The sequence below is a fragment of the Priestia sp. KCTC 13724 genome (genome assembly GCF_056820425.1).
In genome coordinates, this window is the sequence record NZ_JBXDLD010000086.1 from 1 (window position 1) to 3,441 (window position 3,441).

The window sequence follows — 3,441 nt, forward strand, 5'->3', positions numbered from 1 at the left end:
TTTGATTGATACATTTATCGTACCGGAGGTGCCTGATGTTTTATATGCGTTGTTTGATTACGGGCTTACGATGTAAATACTGTTCAATCGGAAATTGCTAACTTTCATAAAAAAAGGGAGGAACCGATAATGATTGATGAAATACTTCGGAAGATAATAAGGGAAGAATTATCCAGTTTTTCCAATGAGATTAAGGCCATTACAAAAAAAGATAAGGAAAGATACTACGGGAGAACTGTTTTAACTATAAAAGAAGCGGCAAATCACTTTCGAACAAGCCCAAATACTATTTATAGTTTAATTAAAGAAGATGGCATGCCTCATTTTAAAATTCATAGCAGACATTATATTGTCCTTGAAGAGGCCGAAGCATATTTATGGAGAGAAACTGCGAAATCTTATTCAGACGAAGGAAATATATATTGGCAACGAATTTTACAAAGACTTGATTGGGAAGAAAAAGAGAGAAATGCTGCATACGAGAAGGCACTAAAAAGGCTAGAAGAAAGTACTTATTAATGTTTATGGTTCCGTTTTATAAGATAAACAAACAGCAAATGTTTAAAAAGAGCACATTACTTTACTAGAGGAATGTGCTCCTTTAACTATTTCCCATTCTTCTTAATTCATATTCTGAAGAGCAAGTTGTTCTTTTTCTTCAATAGGTGAATAAAGATTTACGTTAAATTTGTTAAGTTTTTCTATTGTCTCTTCGCTGACAGGGGTAAGACATGCAATGCAAAGAAACTCTTTCGGTCTACTAAATGCTACATAGCCTAATCTACATTTATCTTGCTGGTCGAGAAGCCTATTTTCGTTATCATCCTCTAGCCACATTAAAAGTTCCTTTTCATTTTTTGCTACAACTAGTACGGCATCGGCCTGCAGACCTTTGGATTTATGGATTGTAAGAAAAGAGTCGTGGTATTCATTTGATTCTTTAGCCGTTTCCTCATCATTGGTAGTCATTCTATTTGAGAGTTCGTCTACGAATCTTTTTGTTCGTTCTTTTATATTGAACTTAACTTCCTCGCCTGTCTCTTCCCTCTTACGATTAAATGTAGTCTCTACGAAATCTACAAAATCCTCCAAATCAAAGTCTATATTGTAATTTATCTCATATAACAATAATAGACATTTCTTTCTAAGTTCAATTTCATCTAAATCTAATACTGTGGGTAATTGATCTTTTTTTATGTTATAAAATGCTGATAAGAACTCATAAATGCAAGTGAACAACGGTAAATTTTCTTTTGATTTTTGGTTGAAATCAACCTTTCTATAACTTTTGTAAACTTTGTTTTCATGTGCTAAAAAAAATCTTGTTCTAGGTATCTCTTTACAATAATTGTGGTTTACACATAAATTGTTAAAATCAGATATAATTGACTTTAATTTATTTGATTGAATGAACATAACTGGATTCTTTGAAGTAATTTCTTTATTTGACCATTCTTGTTGTATACTACAATGAAAATGGTTGATAAAATTCACAATCGTTTCACTAGATCTGTAATTACAATTCAACTTACTAATTGAATAAACTTTCTTAGTTTGTAGGGCATCGATTGGGTGCACAGGACCTTTCTTAACTTCTGTAGAGCCCTTCCTTTTTCTGGGCTTGTTCCTAAAATTCATTATGCGTTGTTCTGGATCACCAACCAGTATTACTTCAGAATTTTTCCCTTTTCTTAATGTATCAAAAATTTCAAACTGAGTACTTGTTGAATCCTGAAACTCGTCTACAAATAGATATCTTATGCGGTTGCAAAAACGTTTTTTTGCTTCCTCATTCCCCAATATTTTTTTCGAAAGAGTAACTATATAATCGTAGGTAAGAACTCCTTTCTCAGAAAGTCTACTAACTATCATATTTTTTTCAACAAACTTATTCTTCGACGATTTGTTAACCTTAAATTCATAATCTGTAATAATCAATTCATTTGGTACTAGTCCTAAAACCTTCCCATAGGGCTTTATTAGGAACTTGATAAGGAAACTATGTATTGTTCCTACAAAAATATTAGGTTGAACTGATACTTTTTTTTGCAACCTTTCTAAAATCTCATTTGTGGCAGAATTCGTATAGGTTATAACAGCCAAATACTTATCATTAGGTAATTTGTTTGCCTTTTGAATTATTTGCTCTATTAACTCTGTGGTTTTACCTGATCCAGCAGCAGCAATAATCAACGAATTATTTAGTTTTCTCTTCATTTTCTCCCCCCATTATAAATTTGAAGATAGAAACTATATAATCAGGAATTTTGAAGCCTGTACTATCTTTTAACAATTCCTCATGTAAAGCAAATGCAAAATCAGATTTATCATTTTCAATATTTTCGAAGTAAGTGTTGATATCAATCTGATTCTCCCAGTTTGATTCTACTTCTTTATACTTAATTGGGTGGAGTTGTTTAAATACCCTTAATAACAACTCTCTTCCCTTGCCCTTCAGGTTGTACTTAATTAGTTCCTTCTCAAAGGTATCATCGTTGATTTCGACAGCAATTACGTCCTTATTAGCCTTATAGTGCTCTTTAAGTTTTTCGGCTCTTTTTTCAGTTTTCTTTCCTGCATCTCTATCTGTTAGTACACCACACTTAATAAAATATCCATTTTTTATTATTTCCATAAAATGTCTAAAGGAAACTCCATTAACGTTGATTACATTGGTACCAATACTCTCTAATGTTTTTTTAGCATGTAATTCAAAAAACAGTGGAACTAATATTTGTTCGGATATGCCCTCAACAAGTATAAGTCTTCTTGCATAAAACATTGATGAATTAGTTGCATCTAAATATTTTTTCAAATATTTTATATGGTCTTGTCCTTCTTTTTTATTTGAAAAGCCGTCAAGGATATAATGATATTTTATTTGTTCCTTATCCCTATAAAGGATAACAAGGTTATTTAGATCAATAGAGGTAGTTATGTTAGTTGAATGAGAAGTTATAATAATCTGAGTATCCTTCTTTTCTTCCTCTTTTTCTTCGTCTTTTTCAACCTCTTTGCTCTCAAGATTGATAACTTTACTTAGATTTTTCGCCAGATGTGTTTGTAAATGTGGATGTAAATGTGCTTCAGGTTCTTCAATACCAATTACTCTAAATGCCAGTTTAGTTTTTTCATCCGTTTGAGAGGCTAAATGTGAGAGAACTAGAGAAATAAATAATAAATTATTTTTACCTAATCCATTTCTTTCAATTGAAACAGGATTCTCACCGTACACAATACTCAATTTCTTTAATATTTCATTTACCTCTGGAGAAGAAAAGTTAAAGTCAATACTGTTTAACTCTGTTGGATTAGATAGAGAAACTCTATCTAAATATGTAGTTAGTTCTCTTTTAATTGTATCTAATTTTTCACTAGTGTCGCATTAAAATAATTCAGCGCTTTATAAAAATCTAAATTTTCAGTAATTTTATCTTTGCA

Annotated in this window: 3 protein-coding genes and 1 pseudogene; 1 reads left to right on the forward strand and 3 read right to left on the reverse strand. The window is 31.2% G+C overall.

Annotated features, from left to right (window positions below; all coding sequences use genetic code 11):
- The first annotated feature begins 129 nt into the window (after positions 1–129).
- A complete protein-coding gene (locus AC1UFB_RS12550; protein WP_328101920.1) occupies positions 130–519 on the forward strand; it encodes a helix-turn-helix domain-containing protein in 390 nt (129 codons plus the stop codon).
- A 102-nt stretch (positions 520–621) separates the two neighbouring features.
- Here the strand turns inward: AC1UFB_RS12550 and AC1UFB_RS12555 are convergent, their stop codons facing one another.
- The 3 genes and pseudogenes from AC1UFB_RS12555 to AC1UFB_RS12565 form a co-directional block, all read right to left on the reverse strand.
- Entirely contained in the window at positions 622–2,217 is a 1,596-nt protein-coding gene (locus AC1UFB_RS12555) for an ATP-dependent helicase (RefSeq protein ID WP_328101921.1), read from the reverse strand.
- On the reverse strand, positions 2,198–2,782 hold the full coding sequence (locus AC1UFB_RS12560) for an ATP-dependent endonuclease (RefSeq protein WP_482589364.1): 585 nt from the start codon (positions 2,780–2,782) through the stop codon (positions 2,198–2,200). Before AC1UFB_RS12560 ends, AC1UFB_RS12555 begins: the two co-directional genes overlap by 20 nt.
- Positions 2,783–2,947: 165 nt before the next feature.
- A pseudogene (locus AC1UFB_RS12565) lies at positions 2,948–3,364 on the reverse strand (AAA family ATPase); the annotation flags it as partial.
- Positions 3,365–3,441 lie beyond the last annotated feature (77 nt).

Bases quoted from the DNA above. Each gene is read 5' to 3' on its own strand.
- AC1UFB_RS12550 (WP_328101920.1), top strand. From the start codon at position 130: ATGATTGATGAAATACTTCGGAAGATAATAAGGGAAGAATTATCCAGT.
- AC1UFB_RS12555 (WP_328101921.1), bottom strand. From the start codon at position 2,217: ATGAAGAGAAAACTAAATAATTCGTTGATTATTGCTGCTGCTGGATCA.
- AC1UFB_RS12560 (WP_482589364.1), bottom strand. From the start codon at position 2,782: ATGTTTTATGCAAGAAGACTTATACTTGTTGAGGGCATATCCGAACAA.